The sequence below is a fragment of the Affinundibacterium amnicola genome (assembly GCF_014284275.1).
In the GTDB taxonomy this organism is placed as follows: Bacteria; Pseudomonadota; Gammaproteobacteria; order Burkholderiales; family Burkholderiaceae_D; genus Undibacterium; species Undibacterium amnicola.
This window is the reverse complement of the sequence record NZ_JACOFU010000001.1, coordinates 55336-76118: the sequence shown is the minus strand read 5'-3', so window position 1 is coordinate 76118 and position 20783 is coordinate 55336. Positions and strand designations below refer to the sequence as shown.

Here is a 20783-nt window from a genome sequence, read left to right as displayed (position 1 = left end):
CGTCAGAATTTGGTGCTATTTTTTTGTGCGCAATAAGTTATGTACGCCAAACTGCATTTGCAACTGGTTTAATTGATCAAACGCATCCAGCAGTCGCCCACACTGTACCGAAGCACTTTCCAACTGCATCAAAGCATAAGTACACGCTTCCAGAGTGGAAAGTTGGTCCGGTGCATGTGCACGTCGAATCTGGTAACGCGACGCAGGTACGTCGCGTAATGCATAGCGTGGCAGACTTTGTAGAACAGGGTTTTGCATTAACATTTGCCGGCTTTGACGCCAACTTGCATCAATCACGATCAAGCGGATTGGCTGAATGACAGGGAGTACGGTTAAAGTATTTGAGCTCAGATTCAGGCCAGAATTTAGCGCTGAATTTGTAACACTATTTGAGATCGAACTATCGGGATAGAGCAACACATTGGCTTTATTATTTTTCGACAATAAGGCTTGCAATTCATCCTGTTCAAATTGTTCTCCAATCAACATCGTACTGTGCGGCAAGCACAAATGTAAGAGCCGAGCACTTCCTTTGATATGTTTAAGCTCAGCGGGATGCTGCAAAATCAGCACCTCGGTTGCGCATTCCAAAACTTCGACGCAGTGACATATACAGGCTCGCGCAGGACGCAAACAAGTTTCGCAAAGCAAGCGCTTAGGATGAGAAATTTCCAAGTCACGAACTCTTCGCGTTTGGTGCATTCAGCAAGTTTGCCAAGGCAGAAGACAAGTCGGGAAACTCGAAATGAAAATGCTGATCGAGTAAGCGCTGTGGTAGCACTTTTTGTCCACCCAATAGTAAATCTGAACGTTCTCCCATAGCCAAGCGCAACACGAATGCAGGTGCAACAAATAGTGCGAAGCGATGTAGCGTCTTGGCTAAGGTTTTGGTGAACTCTGCGTTAGTCACAGCAATTGGTGCGGTCAAATTAAATGCGCCGTTTGCGCTTGTATCGTCGAGTATAGAAAGCAAAGCGCGTAAATAATCTTGACGATGTATCCAACTCATCCATTGTTGGCCGCTCCCCAACTGGCTACCCAAACCTAACTGAAATGGCAGTCGCATTTTCTTCAATACACCGCCATCTTCATCGAGTACCAATCCCGTACGCAATGAGACCACTCGAAGCCCTAGTGCCTTAGCAGAATCAGCTGCCAACTCCCATTGCGCGCAGAGGTTTGCAGAAAAATCGTTTCCCGCGCTCGCTTCTTCGGTAAAGCTTTGTGCATCATCTATACCGTAATAACCTATCGCCGAACCGCTTAACAATACCTGCGGCTTACGACTCGCCTGCTTTATTTTTTCGACCAGCTGACGGGTCAAGCCTACCCGGCTATCGAGCAAAACCTGACGTCGTTTCTCTGTCCAACGTGCATCAATGATCGGTTCACCTGCCAAATTAATGACAGCGTCAAAATGCATTGCAGGTGTCCATTCATCAAGGCTGGAGATCGCTTGCGCAGTCGCACCGCAGATACCCGCAACTAGCTGGGGACGGCGACTTAAGACGGTAATCTGATCGCCACGCGCTAACAGAGCCGCGCATAGACGACGACCAATTAAGCCAGTACCACCCGTGATCAAGATATGCATGATTTTTTTTATTGAATGATCAAACCAATTCGGTTATCAAAACGATGATGGAAGATTTTCCAAAATACGTAACTTATCGCCAAAGCTCCACACGCGCTGAATTTCTATGACATCGTATTTTGCCGCCAATCCAGGTGGAAACACTGAAAATGGCGCGTTCGTCATGATGATATTGCGGGCTTTCTCATCGATCGCACGTGAGCCGCTGCTGCGCATAATCACCACTTCTTCGATGCTGCCATCGCTGCGCACAACCATATTTACCAAGACATTATGCTCAACATCACTGAGCGTACGTCGCTCGTGGATAAGATTGCCATTGCGTTCGAGTTTCTGTTTCAAGCTATCGACATACATCCGCAATGGAACTTCTTTGTCGTAGGCGCCCAAAAAGCTACGACGACGTGAGCGATTTTCATCGAGTAACTTCCCGTTGGATGGTGCTGATTTGAATAAGTCTGTATTGCGAGCCTGTTCACGCAATCGGCTGGCGAGATCTCCTTGACCAGTACCAGACGCGGTACTTCTTCCTGCATTATCAACACCCGTTCCACCTCTGCCTTGGCCCAATCCATCACGATTATTTCCGCTGGCATTCTGACGAGCTGCAAGCGCTGCTTCACGTTCGGCATTTGCACGTGCTGCCGCATCGGCAAGTGCCTTCTGCTCGGCCAAACCTTGTTCGGCGATTTTTCGTTCTGCTTGTTTCTGTTCTGCTAGTTTTTGTTCCAAAGCTTTTTGTTCGGCTGCGCGTTGTTCCGCCAAACGTTGCTCCTGAATTTTTTGTTCTAAAACTTTTTGCTCAGCGAGCTTTTGTTCGGCAATTTGCGCCAAGCGTTGTGCTTCAATACGCTGTTCCTCAACTTGCTGACGCTGACGTTCTGCGATTTCTAAGGCACGCTTTTGCGCGACTTGCTCTTCCAATTGTTTCTGCCGCAATTGTGCTTGCGCCAAAGCTTCTTGTTTTTGCTGCTCTTGCTCCAAAGCGAGTTGACGCAGACGCTTTTGTTCCGCTTGTCGCCTTTGCTCTTCTTGCTTAAGCGTTTCCTGCGTGAATAACTCTTGTCGCTTTGCTTCACGTAAGGCTTCTTCCGCAGCTTCTTTTGCCATTTGCTCACGCTGAGCTAATTCTTGTGCCGCTTTTTGTTGCGCCTGTAAGCGTTGTTGCGCAATCTGTTCAGCCTGCTGTCGTTTCAATTCGGTGGCTTGCTGCTGCATTTGCTGCTCAATTTGGTTTTTCAGCTTATCTTCAGCCGCTTGTGCAATTTTCTTTTGCAAGAGCTCATCTTGTTGTTTTTGTTCTGCACGCAACTTCTCTTGATCTAGTCGCTCTTGCTCTAGCTTCTTTTGCTTGATTTCTTCTTGCCGCTTTTCCTCAACAAGCAAATCAGCCTCGGCATTTTTATCGATGATGGCATCTTCTGGAATTGCTTCCATTTTTTGTTTAACTTCTTTTTTATCTTGCGCATTACGCAGCAAATCTTCTTCGCTGGTTAAAGGTACGACGAAGTCATCGTTCTTCTGTAAATCTTGGGCAATGATACGTGTTGGCGCTTGTGCAGGTGGCGGCACACGCTTGATGCTAGGTAGAATTGGCAATGCCGGTTTAGGCTTATTCTTCTGCAATTTTGCCGTTGGCACTAGCGTTTTTGCTTGTGCAAGTGGCGCAATGATTTGAATTCCACTAATCGCAGGTGCGCCAGTCTTCGGCACAGGCGCAGGCAAAATGGGCGTTGGTAATTTAAATAATTCTGGCTTGGTTACAGCAGCTGTCGGCGGAACAGCTTGCGCCTTGGGCGCCGGGCTTGCAATATCAATTTGCAAAGCATCCATCGCGGTGCGTTTCTCTTTCCACGGTGCTTCCAAGCTCGGCAAATCCAATCCTGGAATACCAAATTGCAAAGACAAGATCAACGCATGTACCAGCAAAGAAACCAAAATACCACCGAACAAACGACGATTTGCCACGGCAGTATCGGTGATGATGTCAGGTTCTTCGATAGTTGAATCAAAACGCATGCAAATTGATATTCATAAGAAACATTGAACAATCATTATCCCAGATTTTCTGTTTTTCTTAAGAGGGATTTGCGAGTATGGGCGATAGTGGAAATACTGCGACAAACTAGCAACAAACTATCGTCATCAAATGTGCGATCAAACCGTCACAGTGGCTTCACGTTTCACAAAAAACAAGCTTGCACCAACTAAAACTAGTACAGCACCGAAGAGTCGGTTTTGCAGTACTTGAGCTTTGGCATCGCGCATCAAGTTTTGTAGTGAAGACGCTAATAAAGCATAACTATGCATGACGGTGGTATCAACAATCACCATCGTTACCGCCAAAATCACTAATTGCGGTAACAGCGCAGCCTGACTATTAATAAAATTTGGCAGGACTGCGACCATGAACACGATGCCCTTAGGATTACTGGCATTCGTCAAAAAACCTGTCAGTACACGACGATAAAAACTCGGCACATGCAATCGGTCTGCTGCTTGATCACGGATATCTGAAGCGACGGGTGGTTTGCTAAAGAACTGGGTGACACCCAAATAAATCAAATACAAAGCGCCTAAGATCTTCACGATACCAAAAGCTGTTTCTGACGCCAGTAACAAAGAGCCGACACCAGCTCCGGCAATCACCAGCACTAGCAACAAACCCAATTGCAAACCCAAAATTGTAACGCTGGCACGTTTAACGCCATAAGCTAAACCATGCGACATCGACAAAATCGCACCTGAACCAGGAGAAATGGCAATCAAGCACGCTGCACAGAAAAACGAGAACCAAGTCGCAAAAGTCATAGTCGTAAGCACTTCATCAAAGCAAAAGAATGCAGATTATCTCGCATAATTGGAGAACCCGCTGCACTTACAAACAGATATGTAAATCGGTGCTCAGGCTATTCCGTTTGCACCATATTGCGTATAGCCAGAACGCTTACACAATAAATCGAAATATGTTTGCAGTGCGGGTAAATTAGCATGCGCAATCGGGCTGGCGCGCCAACGATTTAGCGACAATCCCAATACGATATCTGCCAAAGTAAATTGATCACCAACCAGATAAGCACCTGTTCGCTGCAATTGTAGGTCAGCGATGCTCATGTGACGATTCCATTCACGCACACTATGTTCAATTGCAGCAGTGTCACGATGTGCAGGGCTATGCCGAACCAGCGCCATAAACGCATAGCGCCATGCATTGTTTAATTCTGTGGCTTGCCAATCCATCCACTTCTCGACCTGCGCCCTAGCCATAGGATCTTGTGGCAGTAAGTCAGTACGTTGGTGACGTGCCGCTAGGTAGCGGCAAATCGTATTCGATTCCCACAACACTTGTCCCTCATATTGAATTACCGGCACCATCGCATTCGGATTCAAAATCAGGAACTCGGGCGTCGTCACTGAATTTGGCGTACCACTGCCAAACTCGGTCAAATCAAAGTCAAGCCCAATTTCGGCGCAAGTCCACAGCACTTTACGCACATTGATCGAGCTTGATTTACCTAGAATTTTTAGCGCAGCCATCTTGTCCTTATTGAGCAATTTTTACCACATATCCAATCAGCATGATCATAGATCAGCTGCAAGATTTATGGCAAAAATTACTCAATCAGAACAACTTTCAAATTAAACAGCCGACATACGCGGATAATCGGTATATCCCTTTTCCTCGCCACCATAGAACGTGCTGCGATCTGGTTCATTCAAATTTGCACCAGCAGCAAAACGCTCGACCAAATCTGGATTGGCGATGTAAGGACGTCCAAACGCCACCGCATCTGCTAAACCTTGATTGATCAAAGCATCTGCTTCATCGGCAGTGTAACCACCGCAGCAAATCAATGTTGCAGGGAATGCAGCGCGCAATTGCTGACGGAACTCTGGCGACAATTCTGCACCACCGGCCCAATCTGGCTCAGCGATATGCAAGTAAGCGATGCCGCGTTTGGTAAACTCTGCCGCCAAATACAAAGCGCTGGCTTCCGCTTCCGTATCAGCAATGCCATGCGCAACAAAATTAGGTGATAAACGTACACCAACGCGATCAGCACCCATCTCTGCAATCGCTGCATCAACCGCTTCCAAAGTCAGACGCGCACGATTTTCTATGCTACCGCCGTAAGCATCGGTACGTTGATTGCTATTCGTTGCTAGGAACTGTTGTAACAGATAACCATTCGCCGCATGTACCTCAACAAAATCGAAACCTGCGCGCTTCGCTCTTTGTGCTGCTTGGCGATATTGCGCGATGATCGAAGGCATTTCTGCCCATTCCAAAGCGCGTGGTTGCGCCGTTTGCACATTGGCTGGCGTGCCGTCTTCTTGAATCACGAAACATTGCGAGTTTTCTGCGGTGATGGCCGATGCAGACACTGGCGCCGCGCCATTCTCTTGCAACAAATTGTGTGAGATGCGACCCACATGCCACAACTGCAAAGAGATTCGACCATTTTTTGCATGCACCGCATCAACGACTTCTTTCCAGCCTGCCTCTTGCGCATCGGTGTAAATACCTGGCGTCCATGCATAGCCTTGACCTTGCCGAGAAATCTGGCTTGCTTCGGTAACAATCAGACCAGCGCTTGCACGTTGGGCGTAGTATTCAACATTCAAGGCGCGTGGAATATCGCCCGGTTGACCTGCACGAGAACGCGTCAACGGCGCCATCATCACACGATTCGCGAGTTCAATTGATCCAACTTTTACTGGGCTTAATAACTTTGTTAACATCATTTTTCCTTAAAAATACCAATCTCAACTATCACAAACAAATAAATTAGACCGGTCGTCTATAAACAAATTCAAAAAAAAGGGCGATTGCCCTGACAACATTTTCAACATCCTTTTTACTACAACTAGTACGCAAATTCTGCTGTGAACAAACGCCACAACAATCAGTGCTTAATCCTCACACCAACAAATCTTGATGAAAACTTGGGATAGACCAGTTGACTCGTCTGAATCTTAGCCTCAAATACCCAAAATCTTTTTAGTCTGCTGCATCGCTACTTCCATCGGTCGCATCTGCAGGTGCACCTTACTTAACAGAGAAGCGCCGACCCAAGTTGCATAGAGAAATTCGGCCAATTCAGCCGTATTGACCTCTTCAGACAAATGTCCATCGCGCTGCACCTCATTTAACAGCACAGCAATTCTTTCAGTAATCCCTTGCATACCAACGGTTAATGCAAGACGCATTGCCTCAGACAAGTCCGACACTTCGGCCGCAAGTTTGACTGCCAAACAAAGCTTATGGCAGGCTGACGACTCTGCTTGCTGCTGCCAGACCGCGAAATAACGCACTAAGCGCTCACGTGCTGGCACATCAGCAGCCAATAACATCTCCTCCGTACGAACTTGATATTCAGCAAAATAGCGTTCCAACATCGCTACACCAAAACCTTCTTTTGATTGAAAGTAATGGTAGAACGAGCCTTTTGGTACTGCGGCGGCACTCAAGATCTCACTCAACCCGAGTGCAGAAAAACCTTTACCCAAAATCAATGCTTGCCCAGTCGCCAAAATCCGCTCGCGCGTATCTTGTTGGCTGCTTTGCTGATGAGAAGATGAGATAGAAGATGTTTGCATGAACGAATAATATTAGACCAGTCGCCTAGTGTCAAGTGAATTAATTGAAGTTTCATCGAACAGCGCTTTTTTTGTTAGCGCCAGCTGCCAGCACGACAGCTTATTCTACTTGTCCACACCTGTTCGATTTCTCGATATTTTCATGCATTCTCAACATTCCGAACGCGTAAAACGAGTCCTCAGACAAAAAAGCACGATTTTGTTCGCCGTTTTACCATCATTCTGTCTAAGCAAAGAAATCAAGCTTTGCCAAATTCAACCGATACCCTCCACTGTACGCCTCAATCCGCACTAGCCAATTTGCGGTTCATTTGTCACGGCGTATTCAATTTTCTGCGGGAACTCAAAATGAAAATCGCTAGCTCCGACATATTGATGCAATCCAGTTACGCGTCCATGCAAAAAACCGAAACGCAAGAAAGAACACGAGCATGGATAGGAAACAAGCGACCGGATTTTGAAGCGATGGAAGCGCGTCTGCAAAAACTCAATGACACTGGCGTTTCTGATGTTGGCAATGACATCCTGCAAGAAAATTTCTCGCGTATGCAAGCTGACACGGTGCGTTTATCAGAAGCTGCACTGCAAGCCCAATCGAATGAAGTCACTGCCAGCCAAGCCGTCGATAAAATTGAAGATGATTTAGAAAACGATCCACGCATGATGGTGATTAAGTATCTGATCGAACTACTAACCGGACGTCGGATCGAGCATCTGAAAACCGCCGATTTAGAGGCACCCGCTAGTGGCGACACTGCCAACGTAGTGAGCAAATCAACTGAAGCTGCCGCGAACAATCAACCAACACCGGCCGCACGACCTAATGCTGGTTGGGGTGTCGAAATTGATGTGCGTCATAGTTATACTGAAACTGAGCAAACAAAATTTCAAGCTAGCGGCAGCATCACAACCGCCGATAACAAGCAAATTCAATTCAATTTAAGTTTCGAGTTAAACCGCAGCTATCATGAAGAAAGCCATACGCAAATTCGCAAAGGCGATGCAAAAAAAATCGATCCCTTAACCTTAAATTTTTCGGGTAATAGTGCACAACTGACTTCGCAAAAATTTGAATTTGATCTGAATGCCGATGGCAAAAAAGATAGTATCTCTTTTGTACAAGGTGCAGGATTTTTAGCCTTCGACAAAAATGGTGATGGCAAAATTAATGACGGTAGTGAATTATTCGGACCAGGCACAGGCAATGGTTTTGCGGAACTTGCCGCATATGATAGCGACGGTAATCATTGGATAGATGAAAACGATGCGATATTCGACAAGCTACAAGTCTGGACCAAAGATGGCGCGGGCAAAGATCAATTTCAAAAACTAAAGCAAGCCAATGTCGGTGCATTATTTTTAGGGAATGCCTCGACACCGTTTGAATTAAATAACGCGAATAATCAAACGCAAGGGCAAATTCGTTCGTCTGGAATTTGGCTCACAGAAGATGGTCAGGTACGCAGCTTGCAACAGGTTGATCTGGCGGTTTGATCCAAACTTATAAGGATGCGACAGCTATCGATGCCGCATCAATACCTGCTACGTTGAATGGAAGAATTGCTTAAGTTCACCCACAAAGCGATCCACATCTTCCGCATGAATGTCGAGATGCGTCACCAAGCGCACTCGTTTTCCAGCGGAGATGATGATGCCTTTGGTACGCAAATACTCACCCACACTGATACCGACCTCTTTGCTCGCGAATTCAATGTACAGCATATTGGTGTGTGCGGATTCAACGATCAGTTCTGGAATCTGACTCAAGGCTTGCTGCAATCGGAGTGCATTTGCGTGATCGTCCGCTAATCGATCCACATGATGATCGAGCGCGTAATCAATCGCTGCTGCGATAATCCCTGCTTGGCGCATGCCACCGCCCACCATCTTGCGCCAGCGACGTGCTTCGTGAATAAAATCACGTGGACCGCATAAGACACTACCTATCGGTGCGCCCAAACCTTTTGAACAACAAACAGATACTGTATCGAAAGCTTGGGTGATATCGATCACCGGCATGGCTTGCGCCACCGCCGCATTAAATACACGCGCACCATCTAAGTGTGTCGCCATATCTTGTGCATGCGCAAACGCGATTGCGGATTGCAAATAGGCATTTGAAATCACTTTACCTGAATGCGTATTTTCTAAACTGAGCAAACTCGACACCGCATAATGCACATCATTCGGTTTTATCACTGCCGCCACTTTTTGCAGATCTAAACTACCATCCGCTTCGACGGGGACTGGCTGCGGCACAATACTGCCGAGCGATGCAGCGCCACCAGATTCATACAAATAAGTGTGATAATTTTGTCCAACTATATACTCATCACCTCGACCACAATGCGTGAGTAACGCCACCAAATTGCTTTGCGTACCGCTGGCGACCAACATGGCCGATTCCATGCCAGTCAAAGCTGCCATCTTTGCTTCTAATGCATTGACACTAGGATCATCACCATAAACATCATCCCCTACCTCAGCGCGGCTCATCACAGTGCGCATTGCCTCAGTTGGTCTTGTAACTGTATCACTTCTAAAATCAATCAAATTCGACATGCTTATCGCTTTTCTTTGGTAAAAGTAAATAGTAGGAATCAATAATTAGTTTGCACTGCCGCTTGCTACAACAAATTCGAACATGCTTGGAATGTGAATTCACAAATAGGTTCCCACGCAAAATGCAAATTTACGGAGTAAAGACTATACCGTATTGTCCTTGCTAGGCTAAGACATAAATAAGAAAATGAGACTTCAGTCTTTTCGCGTTATGCCGAATTCGGCATTCGAACTAGCGCAATTAAGCAAGACAAGCCGAACGCTATATCGCTACACTGCGATATGCTTTCAATCTCGCTCTAGATCAATACCAATGCGGAATTCATTCATGCAAGTCACTAAAAACCAAGCAAGCAAAATTCAAATCATCGATTCGCATACCGGCGGCGAGCCGACCCGACTAATCGTCAGTGGTGGTCCCGATCTTGGCGACGGGCCTTTATCAGAGCGAGTAAAAATCTTTAGGGAAAAATTTGACCACATCCGTAGCGCGGTGGTGTGCGAGCCACGTGGTTCCGATGTCTTAGTTGGCGCCCTATTCTGCAAACCACATGATCCAACTTGCTCAGTCGGAGTCATCTTTTTTAATAATGTCGGTTACCTTGGTATGTGCGGCCATGGCACGATAGGCTTAGTGGCGACGCTCGCATATCAAGGTGTCTTGCAAACTGGCCGACATAAAATCGATACGCCTGTTGGTGCTGTGGAAGTTGAGTTACATGCTGATCATAGTGTAAGCGTCCACAACGTCCCTGCTTATCGCGCACAACATGCGGTAACGATCGAAGTTGAGGACCATGGCCCTGTTACTGGCGATATTGCTTGGGGTGGTAACTGGTTCTTTCTGATAGCAGAACATGGGCAAGATATGCGCCTTGCCAATATCGAAGGCTTAACTAGTTTTGCCTGGCGTGTCAGAGAAGCATTAAACGCAGCGGGTATCACAGGTGACAATGGCGGAGAGATCGATCACATCGAATTATTCGGCGCACCTTCGACACCTGAAAATGATAGTCAAAATTTTGTTTTGTGCCCAGGCAAAGCGTATGACCGATCGCCATGTGGCACCGGCACCAGCGCCAAACTTGCTTGTTTAGCGGCCGATGGCAAACTCAAGGCAGGTGAAGTTTGGCGTCAAGAAAGTATTATCGGCAGCGTGTTCGAAGCAAGTTTTCAAGCACATACAGAAGCAGGAAAAATTCACCCAACAATACGCGGCACCGCATTTGTGAATGCCGAAGCGACATTGATTTTGCAAGACAACGATCCGTTTGTGCATGGCATACGTTAATAGGAAATTCCCATGAATGACCTACTAAGCAAAGTAACGGCTAACAATACAAACTCGAACAGAACGGCAAATACATCTTTCGATGCACTAATTATCGGTGGTGGCATTATCGGTTGTGCCTGCGCAGCCAGCTTAGCGCAAGCAGGTTTACGGGTTGGCATTATCGAACCAAGTACGATCGGAGGCGGTACGACTGCTGCTGGCATGGGGCATCTGGTGATGATGGACGACAACCCCGCTGAATTGGCACTAAGTCGTTATTCCTTAGAGTTGTGGCGACAATTAGTTCATACCAATGAACACGAACCAGCCAAACATGAATATAGCGAGTGCGGCACCATTTGGGTTGCAGCGGATGAAGAAGAAGTTGAAGCTGCACGCGCGAAGTTACAGATTTTGCAGGCACATGAGGTTCGCTGCGAACTACTCAGTGCAAGCCAATTAGCGCAACGCGAACCGCAACTACGCGCAGGATTGGCTGGCGGCTTATTGGTCCATCAAGACGCGCTGGTCTACCCACCCAAAAGTGCGCAACTGCTACTAACTATCGCACTCAAACATGGTGCGCACTTAATCAAGGCGACTGTTGCGGAAGTAATGAATCAAGCAGTAAGGCTAGAAGATGGCATTGAAATCGCGGCAAGCAACATCGTAGTTGCAAATGGTTTAGCATCAACAAAATTGATCGATGATCTTCCGCTACGCTACAAGAAAGGCCATTTGCTGATCACTGATCGTTATCCGCAATTTATACGACATCAATTGGTCGAACTTGGTTATATCAAAAGTGCGCATGCTTCTGATGGTGATTCGGTCGCCTTTAACTTACAACCTCGTCCCACTGGGCAACTCTTTATTGGTTCATCTCGCCAATTTGATGTCACTCACAAAGACATCGATCATGCTATTTTGGGGAAAATGCTGGCACAGGCCTGCCACTATGTGCCGTCATTGGCGAATCTCAAAGGCATTCGCGCTTGGACGGGATTCCGCGCCGCCACACCCGATGGCTTGCCGTATATTGGCCCACATCCCAGTCGTCAACATGTCTGGATGGCGACTGGCCATGAAGGTTTAGGAATCACGACCTCGCTCGCGACTGCGCAGATATTAAAAGACCAGATCTGTCGTCAATCCAGTAAGATCGATGTTGAAGCCTACTGGCCGTCGCGCAATATTGAAACACATTCAGTGTCTTAAGTGCATATCGAATCATGTTAAATCATCAAAACAGAAATGAGCAGTAATATGAGTCCTGCCCAAGCATCTTCCAAGTTAATTGAAATCAGCATTAATGGACAATCACATCAGGTTGAATCTGGCATCAGTGTGGTCGCGGCATTGGCAATGTCCGGTGTTCCCCACACACGCATCTCGGTAACCGGAATGCCACGCTCCGCTTTTTGTGGCATGGGTGTCTGTCAAGAATGTCGCGTCACGATTAATGGCCAAGCGCATCAGTTAGGATGCCAAACCATCTGCGTTAATCAGATGCAAATTTTGACCGGAGAATTCGCATGAGCGACATCATTATTATTGGCGCAGGCCCAGCAGGCTTAGCCGCTGCAGCAGCGGCACTTAAAGCGGGTGTAAAGATCGATATTATTGATGACAATAGTCAGTCTGGCGGTCAAATCTGGCGTGGCGGCGCGGATCATCAAGCCGATCCTCGGGCTAGGGCTTTATGGCAAACATTAAGTCAAAGCGAACAAGTGCGTTTTCATTTTGGCGCAAAGGTAGTTCATGCGAAAAAGCAGGGTGACGAATATCAAATCGTCGTTGAAAAGCAAGGCGTAGAGCAAGCGCAAACTTTCTCGGCACCAAAAATTATTCTTTGCACAGGCGCGCGGGAATTATTGCTGCCCTTCCCCGGCTGGACTTTAAATGGTGTCACTGGCGCAGGTGGCTTGCAAGCCTTATCAAAAGCCGCTTACCCAGTTGCAGGAAAATACATTGTCCTTGCTGGTAGCGGGCCACTTTTATTCGCGGTAGCAGCAAGTCTGATCGAGCGCGGTGCGCATGTGACCCACGTTTTAGAACAAGCAAAATTTGGCCAGCTCAGTCGTTTCGCGTTTGGTTTACTCGCAACACCTAGCAAAATTTTTCAAGCATTTCAACTCACGCGCACCATGCACAAAACGCTACAAACGCGTTATCACGCTGATAGTTTTGTACTAGCAGCGCAAGCGAGTTCCGCAGATTCTAACGCGATCGGCAGTGTACGCGTATCAGTTCAAGGTGAGGTGCAAGAAATTCCTTGTGACATGTTGGCATGTGGTTACGGTCTGGTGCCCAATATCGAACTTGCCGCAGCACTAGGCTGTGCGCTAACAGAAGAAAAAGGTTATTCACAAGTATCAGTTGATGAATCACAAGCGACTAATTTAGCTGGCGTTTATTGCGCGGGCGAAGGTACCGGCATCGGCGGCGTTGATTTAGCCTTAGCCGAAGGCGCAATCGCGGGCTATGCCGCCAGCAAACAGAACATCGCAAGCAAGTACACATCTCAACGCCATACTTGGCGCGGTTTTGCCAAACGTTTACACCAAGCGTTTCGATTACGCTCAGAACTGCGGCATCTGTGCCAGGCAGATACCATCGTTTGTCGCTGCGAAGATGTGCGCTATGAACAACTAGAACAGCGCAATGATTGGCGCGACGCCAAATTACACACGCGCTGCGGCATGGGCGCATGCCAAGGACGCATCTGCGGCAGCGCCAATCGCTTTTTATTTTCTTGGGAAAAAGACAGTGGAAGACTACCAATGACTTCAGCGAAGATCGCTAGCTTGATGACTGCTTGTGAGTCGGATAGGAATTGAAGTGATCAGATGGCATGCTCTAACGGAAAAACTTATACAGCGGCTTGATTTTTTCCACCGAATTTTGCAGCAGCGAGAACACACATACTGACTGCAATGAAGTGAGGCGTCAACGTGAGTAGATTGGTAATTGAAAGAAACTGCGAAGACGACAATGCCCACAAATCAAGGTTTGCGATCAGCGTTTCAGTCACGATAAAACTTAAACCCACATAAAGCCAATTCAACGGTGCCAGTCGCAACACGAAAAAGACCGCGAGCGCCGCCAATATGCCGATACCCAAGAACTGAACCACCAGCAAATCCCATACAAAGAGCAAAAAAATCTGTGCAGAATTTTCTATCGCCCAATGAGCAATTGGCGCAGGAATAGCGATTGCTGCAGTGTAACCAAGTAACTGTATGGCGATTTGATAAACGATCATTGCCAATCCAGAACCCAGCACCATGCTCTTGAGTTTTATGTTCATAAAATCTCCGCAATCAAATTCGGCTAGCGATATCTCGATTACTTACTCAACCTCTGGTCGCTCGGAACGCATCCAAGTATAAGTCAATCCCACAAATACAGAAGGTGCGGTCTTGCGTTTTACCAGCGGACTATTTTCATTTGCTGCACCAGTCAGGCTATCAACTCGTACTCCGCCAAATACACGGAAATTATTCGCATAAAAATGCGAGATAAATGCGGACAAACGCCAAGAAATAATACCTTGCTTGGCTTGATAGGCAGCGCGATCAGGTAATACTTGGTCGGGTCGTACTTGGTAAAAGGTTTCCGCCATTTGGCGATTGCCCCAAACCGTCGATAAACCGGTGCTGTAACGCCAACCACCAAAAGCACGGCGTTCAAAAGTCAGTTCTGGCTCGACCGTAATTCCTTTACGCTTGAAGCTATTGCTCAAATCGAACACAGCGCGCACTGGCAATTCAAAACGCCAGCGGCCATTTGCCTCTGGCTCACTGATATTCCACTTCAAACGCGGTCCAAACTCGATCATATTGCCGAGTTTTTCCATACCACGACGTGCACTGACTTTATCAGAACTAGAACCCAAAGCACCTGCAAATCCAACATCAAATTCAAATTTTGGCGTTTTAATCGCGCGGTAACCTGTGTTGCCACGATCGACACGGAGGTGCTCACCACGATACAAAAAGTAAGGCACAACTAAAACGCGATTCACATAAGTATCGGATCCTGGGTAAGCCTGCTGACTTAACGCAAATGTAGAGGCACCGAATTCCCACAAGGGCAAAGGCTCAAGGTCTTTCACCAAAGCGGGTTTAGCCGACTGATCTTCTTGCTTAACTTGTTCATTTGCCGCCGTGTTTAATTCTTGTGCTGCCACGTTCGTAGTAAGTGATAGCAGTAAAACTGTTGGGATAAAGACCGCTTTGAGCATAATCTAACCTTTAAAAACATGATTTTGAGCAAGAGAATGCGCAGTGTAACGCAGCGCAATAGGAAATGGTGCCGAGCAATAATCATCAGAAAAAAGAAACGCTGGGAAAACATCATCAACCTCAAAATTTATCGGTTCACAATGTCCCAGCATGATTTGCATCTGATGTAAATTTGAATCGTATCGACAACAAAATCCGTCATCGGCGGCATGAAATCCTATGAGCGATCACACAACCGTCGCTGCGATCATCAATCAAAGTCAAACAAATCAGACAAGAAACCTTCTTTTTTCTTCTTGTAATGACCACCATGATGATGCTGCGGATAAGTATGACTAGATTGATGTTTATGCTGTGACGAATAATGCTGTGTTGGCTGTGGATAGCTCTGCTGTTGTTGATGTTGATGCTGAATTGGTTGTTGGGGAATCGCTTGCGTCGGATACACCGGAGCCGTCGCAGGCACAGCGGCACGGCCATCAGTTGCTGTAGCGGGGGCTGCCACACCAGAGCGCTCGATAATTTTATCCAGCTCACCTCGATCTAACCAAACGCCACGGCATTGCGGGCAATAATCAATTTCAATTCCCTGACGCTCCGACATTAACAAATTCGTATTTTCGCAAACGGGACATTTCATCGCAAAATCTCTCTTTCTGACTAAAAGCATTCTAGTGCTTAATGGGAACTGAACAAGCACAAGCATCATTTCAAACTAGTGATTTGAGAACTTGTGGACTGGCAGCATTTTATGCGTTTTGAGACGCAGATCGTGGACGATCGCTCGGTAAAAATGGAAATGATTTACCGCCAAGGAAATTGGATGTACGTTATTGGGAAGCCTTCAATTAAAAGAGGCTTCCCCCCATCGAAAACAAAAATCAAACATTTTTTCTATTTTTACGACTTAGCAAACAAGTCAATCAAGCTTCTAAATTATTTAAATATGAAGAAACTGTCGCACGAATCTGTTCCTCAAACTTATACAAATCATCAATAGACTCTAGCGATACCTGTTCTTCCTCTTTTTGATCATTAAAGAAGCCCAACTTCAATTTCTGAGAATTATTAAAACGAAGTCTGCAGATTGGCTTTCTGTTGTTATCATCTAAAAGAATTGCACAATAACTTTGAGCATCACGCATCACCACTCGTTTACTAGGCACCAAGTTACGCACGATCGCTCGCACGATATGAAATCCTTCTAATTCCTCAATAGAGGTTACGATTACAGGTTCGTTCGGCTTTGATGAATCTTCTTGAACTAAGACACTTGGCTTTTCAATTATTGAAATTGATTCTGGCGACATCGCACCTTTAAGTCGCTCATTAATTCGCTCGCCGAGGAATTGTTCAAAAGCGTGCTTAGCAATATTAGTAAATTGATCCTTCACTGCTGGAGTAAATCTTCTTGTACCCAACAAATCTGACGAAAGAATACGGACAAAATCTTCGGATGGATTGGCGATCAACTCTGCAAATTTTGATTGAATAACTCTTGTGTACTTTAAATCATTAGCAGTGATAAGTATCGAATCAAGATCAAACACAGATTTAGCAAATTTTTTCAACTCTTCAATATCTCGCTCTTTAAAATCAAGTATATTAAATTCAAAAAATGGCTTCTCATCCATCTTATTCGGTTGTTCAAGATCTGTAAAAAAACGATATACCAACCCATTCGTCAACACACCAAATCTAGCTTCGGTTACATGAAAATATCGAAAGAGCTGCCCTGCATGATTAATGCTTAGATCGGCACCACATTTCTTGCATTCAAAAAGCATTATCGGCTTTCCATCTCGCAAGATTGCGTAATCAACTTTCTCTCCTTTTTTCATTCCTATATCAGCAACCAATTCGGGAGTTACTTCAAGTGGATCAAATACGTTATATCCGAGTGCTTGAATGAACGGCATGATCATTGCATTTTTTGTTGCTTCTTCAGTCTGAATCAATGACTTTGTATTATTAATCCTACTTGCAAGTACACGAAGCTGATCAATGAAATCCATAAAATTCCCCCTTGAGTTAAGTAATGAAAGTATGTGCCAAGACTAGCAAACCAACAACTAATATTATCTATCAGTTAATTTAAGTATCGCAGCACCTCTCTCCCAATCTGGAAAAAAATCAGTGAAGAGAGGCTCTGCGTAAATGAAGAGTTACTGTCCAAGCCTTCTAGGCATAGGTGGTGCCACACGCAATTTCATGTCACGGTAAGTTTTTAACCTATCGGTCACATCTTTAATCGCAGCATCGAGTTGCGGATCTCTGCCTTGATTGACTTCGAGTGGATCAAGATCGACATCAATATCCGGTGCAACACCTTCATTTTCGATACGCCATTCATTGTCTGGCGTGAAGAAACGGAAGAATGGCACCACCAAATTACCGCCATCAATCAGATTTGGGTTCGCTGAAATACCGATTAAGCCGCCCCACGTGCGCTTACCAATCAAGGTACCGAGCTTCATACGCTTAAATGCGTAAGGCAAGAAATCTCCACCAGAGCCAGCATCCTGATCGATCAACATCGCTTTTGGTCCATAGATCGCTGCACCCGGCGTTTCATAAATCATGCCATCGCGGTCTTTCCAGCCAGCCAAATACTGTCTGCTGAGCACATCCGTAATGTAGTTAGCGGCCTGGCCACCACCATTACGACGCTCATCCACGATCAAGGCAGATTTTTCGGCTTGCGCATAAAACATCCGGTTGAAATACTGATAGCCTTCGCCGCCGGTATTAGGCAAGTAGACATAAGCAACCTTGCCGTCTGTTTTCTTTTGCACATACTCACGATTTTTTTCTATCCAATGCCATTGGCGCAAATCAGCTTCATTGGCAATCGGTTGCACCGTCACTTGATGTGTCACCTTGGTCGTCAAATCGCGCATGATGCTCAGATTCACTTGCTTGCCAACCTTGTTTTCCAATAAAGAAAACAGATTCGTTTTTGCATCAATCGCTTTGCCATCAATCGCAACGAGATAATCGCCCTCTTTCACATCCAGACCTGGAATGGCTAGAGGCGCTGGTGAAAATGGGCTCCAGCGATCACCTTTTAAAATCGATTTGATTCGCACATAGCCGTTTTCAAATGTGAAATCGGCACCCAGCAAACCAACCGCGACTGGCGTCTCTTGATGAATATCACCGCCACCAACGCGGTTATGGCCGACCTGTAACTCGCCGATCATTTCAACCATTAAGTCATTCAGATCTTCGCGACGTTGTACGTGTTTAAGCAAAGGATGGTAGCGTTTGTAAATCGCATCCCAATCGATGCCATGCAAATTCGCATCGTAGAAAAACTCTTTTTGCATCCACCAAGTTTCGTTAAAAATCTGTTCCCACTCGGCACGTGGATCGACGCGCATTCTTAAACCGCTCAGATTAATCGGCTTAGGATCGATCTTTTCTGCTGCATCGGCGATTTCCAATTTAGCGCCGGTTGATTGCAATAGCAGTTTTTTACCGTCTGCACTTAAACTGTAATTAGCAATACCCGCTTTGACTAATTTCGCTTTTTTATCTTCGGCATTAAAGCGCATCAAGTTCGCTGTATTGCCGCTGCGCTCAGCTGGCGGATCATTACTCACACCTGGTTGTGGGCGCTCCAAGAAAAACAGCCCGCCATCGCTGGCAACTTGCAATGACAAATTATTTCGCTCTGCAATCGGTAAGGCAACGATACGTTGTTGAATGCCTGCTAAATCAATCTTCACTGCTTTCGCTGGTTTAGCGGCTTCATCTTTTTTAGATTCATCTTTCTTCGCGTCGTCCTTCTTGGTATCGTCTTTTTTAGCATCCCCATCTGACTTCGCCTCTTTCTTCACCTCTTCGTCGCCAGATTTTGGCAGCAATGGTGATTTTCCATCGGCCGCTAATACCACCGCATAGATACCGTTACGTAATGGTCGTTCTTGGCTCGACATGTCGAGTCCAACATGCGTCGGGCCTGCATTGGTCGATGCGGTAAAGTACAAATAATCCTTGGGTGCAAATGCGGGGAAATCCGCATCACTTAAACCATCCGTAATGGTGGTGTTTTTGCCTGAATTAAAATCATAAAGCTTAATTTGTGAGAAATGGTTCGCACCCGATACGGTGTAAGCTAACCAACGGCTGTCACTAGAAAAAGAAACATTAAATGCAGAGCGACGCGCACTTTCATCAAGTTTGGTGATTTTTCCCTGGGCGATGTTCAACACAAACAACTGCAAGTGATTGTCCTGAAAAACAATCATTTGACTATTTGGCGACCACTCTAACAAATTGAAATAACCAACTTTTCCTAAAGCAAAAGTCTTGGGCGCATCACTGCCAGTTTGATCTCTAATCACAATTTTATGTTCGAGCCCGGCGTCTGAAATATAGGCAACACTTTTCCCGTCTGGGCTCCAGTTCGCATCTTTTTCACGGACACCTGCCGTCTCGGTCAAATTGCGCACTGAACCGTCTTTTACCGGCACAGTAAACACGTCACCACGCGCTGTGACAAGCACGCGCTTACCAGTCGGTGATAAGCTGGCTGAGGTCACATTTGCCGTTGCATCTTTCCATTGCGGGCGCGATTGATTCGCTTGTGCTGTTTGTGCGCTCAAGTCGATGGCCAGCGTTTTGGTTTTTCCGCTCACGGTATCAAATTCTTTTAATACACCGCCAGCCTCGTACACAATCGCCTTATCATGCGCGCTCATGCTGCGAATATCCCAAACAGTTTCTTTACTCAATTGTTTTACCGATTTGTTCTTGCGGTTGTAACTGAATAAATTGGCAGCGCCATCATTTCTATCCGAAATGAAATACACATCATCGCCGATCCAGACTGGCGATTTATCACTGGCATTTTCATGCGGAATTTTCTCTAATTTTTTACCGGCAATATCAATCAACCAAATCGGTGGTGTTGTTCCGCCACGATGCTGACGCCAGCCACTGGTGCCAGCATAGGCTTGCGGGAACGGACGATATGCCAGCCATTTGCCATCGGCAGACCAATTACCTTCAAAGGCTATTGCCTCCATCACTTTTTGTTCATGACCACCATCGATATTGACTTCATACAAATGCGTACTTCGACTCACGCCAATCTCACGTCCCGATGAAAACAAAATTCGTTTGCTATCTGGGCTCCATCCCACCACCACATCCGCGCCCGGATGCCAACTCAGACGACGTGCCTCGCCACCTTTGGCTGGCATTACATAAACATCGGTATTGCGATCATAAGATGCAGAGAATGCCAACCATTTACCGTCGGGTGAAAACGTTGGCGCAAATTCGGCGGCAGGATGCTGAGTAAGTCGTGTGGGATTTTTTCCATCACGATCTGCCAGCCAAATATCACCGCCGTAAGTAAAGGCGAGATGATCGCGCGTGACACTTGGTTGGCGTAGCAACTGGGTATCAGCCAAAGCTGTCGTACTGGCAAAACAAGCGCCAAGTACCAGACTAATCGTGGTTTTTTTGATGATGGATACAGGCATTACAGTCTCCT

18 protein-coding genes are annotated in these 20783 nt (G+C 46.3%); 5 read left to right on the top strand and 13 right to left on the bottom strand.

The window, feature by feature from the left end; translation table 11 throughout:
- Positions 1-15: 15 nt before the first annotated feature.
- The 7 genes from H8K33_RS00345 to H8K33_RS00315 form a co-directional block, all read right to left on the bottom strand.
- Positions 16-702 carry a tRNA-uridine aminocarboxypropyltransferase gene (locus H8K33_RS00345; protein WP_186889005.1) on the bottom strand — a complete coding sequence of 229 codons (687 nt, stop codon included), beginning with the start codon at positions 700-702 and terminating at the stop codon, positions 16-18.
- Positions 677-1594, bottom strand: coding sequence for a TIGR01777 family oxidoreductase (locus H8K33_RS00340; RefSeq protein ID WP_186889004.1), 918 nt, complete (start codon positions 1592-1594; stop codon positions 677-679). The genes H8K33_RS00345 and H8K33_RS00340 overlap by 26 nt, the downstream gene beginning before the upstream one ends.
- Before the next feature lie 36 nt (positions 1595-1630).
- A complete protein-coding gene (locus tag H8K33_RS00335) occupies positions 1631-3613 on the bottom strand; it encodes an energy transducer TonB (protein ID WP_186889003.1) in 1983 nt (660 codons plus the stop codon).
- Positions 3614-3751: 138 nt separating this feature from the next.
- Positions 3752-4405, bottom strand: a complete 654-nt coding sequence (locus H8K33_RS00330; RefSeq protein ID WP_186889002.1) for a LysE family translocator — start codon at positions 4403-4405, stop codon at positions 3752-3754.
- Positions 4406-4498: 93 nt separating this feature from the next.
- Positions 4499-5131, bottom strand: a complete 633-nt coding sequence (locus H8K33_RS00325) for a glutathione S-transferase N-terminal domain-containing protein (protein ID WP_186889001.1) — start codon at positions 5129-5131, stop codon at positions 4499-4501.
- 102 nt (positions 5132-5233) lie between these two features.
- Entirely contained in the window at positions 5234-6337 is a 1104-nt protein-coding gene (locus tag H8K33_RS00320) for an alkene reductase (RefSeq protein ID WP_281387215.1), read from the bottom strand.
- Positions 6338-6577: 240 nt separating this feature from the next.
- On the bottom strand, positions 6578-7195 hold the full coding sequence (locus tag H8K33_RS00315; RefSeq protein WP_186888999.1) for a TetR/AcrR family transcriptional regulator: 618 nt from the start codon (positions 7193-7195) through the stop codon (positions 6578-6580).
- A gap of 348 nt (positions 7196-7543) precedes the next feature.
- Here H8K33_RS00315 and H8K33_RS00310 point away from each other — a divergent pair, with 348 nt between their 5' ends.
- On the top strand, positions 7544-8689 hold the full coding sequence (locus H8K33_RS00310; RefSeq protein ID WP_186888998.1) for a VCBS repeat-containing protein: 1146 nt from the start codon (positions 7544-7546) through the stop codon (positions 8687-8689).
- Positions 8690-8737: 48 nt separating this feature from the next.
- On the opposite strand, the gene ltaE is transcribed toward H8K33_RS00310, so the two are convergent.
- Complete coding sequence (gene ltaE, locus H8K33_RS00305; RefSeq protein WP_186888997.1) at positions 8738-9757, bottom strand: low-specificity L-threonine aldolase; 1020 nt, start codon at positions 9755-9757, stop codon at positions 8738-8740.
- Positions 9758-10085: 328 nt separating this feature from the next.
- Between ltaE and H8K33_RS00300 the strand changes: the two genes are divergently transcribed.
- Genes H8K33_RS00300 through H8K33_RS00285 form a run of 4 tightly spaced genes read left to right on the top strand, consistent with a single transcriptional unit; the run spans position 10086 to position 13870 of the window.
- A complete protein-coding gene (locus H8K33_RS00300; RefSeq protein ID WP_186888996.1) occupies positions 10086-11048 on the top strand; it encodes a 4-hydroxyproline epimerase in 963 nt (320 codons plus the stop codon).
- A gap of 12 nt (positions 11049-11060) precedes the next feature.
- The gene (locus tag H8K33_RS00295; RefSeq protein ID WP_186888995.1) at positions 11061-12248 is read left to right on the top strand and encodes an NAD(P)/FAD-dependent oxidoreductase; all 1188 of its coding nucleotides are present in this window, start codon (positions 11061-11063) and stop codon (positions 12246-12248) included.
- A 48-nt stretch (positions 12249-12296) separates the two neighbouring features.
- Positions 12297-12569: a (2Fe-2S)-binding protein gene (locus H8K33_RS00290; RefSeq protein ID WP_186888994.1), complete on the top strand. Its 273-nt coding sequence runs from the start codon at positions 12297-12299 to the stop codon at positions 12567-12569.
- Positions 12566-13870, top strand: coding sequence for an NAD(P)/FAD-dependent oxidoreductase (locus H8K33_RS00285; protein ID WP_222613231.1), 1305 nt, complete (start codon positions 12566-12568; stop codon positions 13868-13870). Before H8K33_RS00290 ends, H8K33_RS00285 begins: the two co-directional genes overlap by 4 nt.
- Before the next feature lie 32 nt (positions 13871-13902).
- On the opposite strand, the gene H8K33_RS00280 is transcribed toward H8K33_RS00285, so the two are convergent.
- The 5 genes from H8K33_RS00280 to H8K33_RS00260 all read right to left on the bottom strand — a co-directional run bounded on the left by H8K33_RS00280 (position 13903) and on the right by H8K33_RS00260 (position 20772).
- Positions 13903-14340, bottom strand: coding sequence for a hypothetical protein (locus tag H8K33_RS00280; protein WP_186888993.1), 438 nt, complete (start codon positions 14338-14340; stop codon positions 13903-13905).
- A gap of 42 nt (positions 14341-14382) precedes the next feature.
- On the bottom strand, positions 14383-15276 hold the full coding sequence (locus H8K33_RS00275; RefSeq protein WP_186888992.1) for a MipA/OmpV family protein: 894 nt from the start codon (positions 15274-15276) through the stop codon (positions 14383-14385).
- Positions 15277-15527: 251 nt separating this feature from the next.
- Positions 15528-15917, bottom strand: a complete 390-nt coding sequence (locus H8K33_RS00270; RefSeq protein WP_186888991.1) for a TFIIB-type zinc ribbon-containing protein — start codon at positions 15915-15917, stop codon at positions 15528-15530.
- Positions 15918-16200: 283 nt separating this feature from the next.
- Positions 16201-17292 carry a type I restriction endonuclease gene (locus tag H8K33_RS00265; protein ID WP_186888990.1) on the bottom strand — a complete coding sequence of 364 codons (1092 nt, stop codon included), beginning with the start codon at positions 17290-17292 and terminating at the stop codon, positions 16201-16203.
- 150 nt (positions 17293-17442) lie between these two features.
- Positions 17443-20772, bottom strand: a complete 3330-nt coding sequence (locus H8K33_RS00260) for a S41 family peptidase (RefSeq protein ID WP_186888989.1) — start codon at positions 20770-20772, stop codon at positions 17443-17445.
- Positions 20773-20783 lie beyond the last annotated feature (11 nt).